Source organism: Maribacter litoralis (assembly GCF_003075045.1).
Classification (GTDB): Bacteria; Bacteroidota; Bacteroidia; order Flavobacteriales; family Flavobacteriaceae; genus Maribacter; species Maribacter litoralis.
Window position 1 is genome coordinate 1 of the sequence record NZ_QCZD01000017.1, and the last position, 1,140, is coordinate 1,140.

Here is a 1,140-nt window from a genome sequence, read left to right on the forward strand (position 1 = left end):
AGGTGGCCATGGCGACGGGGCCCACCCCTTACCATTCCGAACAGGGAAGTTAAGACCGTTTGCGCCGATGGTACTGCTATACCAAGTGGGAGAGTAGGTAGCCGCCTTTTTCGAAAGCCCCTTACAGTAATGTAAGGGGCTTTTTTTATTCATAAAATTCAAGCTTTAGAAGAGAGGGATACCCTTGTAGTACCAAGGAACTTGGTTGCCGTGACTAATACACTACTACTACTACTACTACTACTACTACTACTACTACTACTACTACTACTACTACTACTACTACTACTACAGCTGCTAAGTTTGTTTATGTTTATTATATTATAAGCTTAATAAGCGGAGCTTTCTCGATGTAACTTCATCATTATTAATATAGTTTGTCATATGTATTTTGGGTGGTTGATAGTTAGCTTAGGTAGTTCAATGAGTCTTGTGGATATGGAATTTATACAGGAGCACTTTATACCCTCGAAGCTATAATTTTTTCCATGTTTAGTTGAAACGAATTTTATCTTTTAATGTTTGGTCTAATGCTTTAATGTAAGTTGGGGCAATTAGATTTTTTATTTACTTGTACAGTATTCTTTTTATTAATTATCCGTAATAATCAGCTCAAGGTTAATATTTCTAATTGTTTACACTATGTTATTTTAATTAGGTAATAGTTTTTCTGCTATTTAATAGAGGGTAACTAAAATTGGTAGACCGCATAGATGCTAATTATCCATTTAATTTTTGTTTTTTACGGGGTTTTTTGATGATATTATAGGTCTTTCCATTGAATCATGATGTCACGATTTATGATTTTATATTTTAGGAACCTTTTTGCTTAATATTTTTCGCACTAATAAAACATGAATTTTTTATATAGTAAGACGGACTTCTGTTCTATCCTATTTAAAATCTAGGGTATAAATAGTGGCTATTATGTATCCCCATCAATAATCTTGTAATTTTCTTAGGCTGTAAATAACGTTGAATCAGCATGGTAGGTGTTGGTTTGAAATTCCTTTCGATTTTTTATGTAAAAAGTCTTGTGTAATGGAAAATAGGTTGTAGATTTGCACCCCGCAAACGAGGAAGATGCGAGTCGGAGTCGTTAGGGAAATAGGTTCATATATATGTTGTTTTGGTTTGGCG

General features: G+C 33.9%; 1 rRNA gene. It reads left to right on the forward strand.

The window, feature by feature from the left end:
• Window positions 1-110: ribosomal RNA gene (gene rrf, locus DCS95_RS20075) — 5S ribosomal RNA — on the forward strand.
• Window positions 111-1,140 lie beyond the last annotated feature (1,030 nt).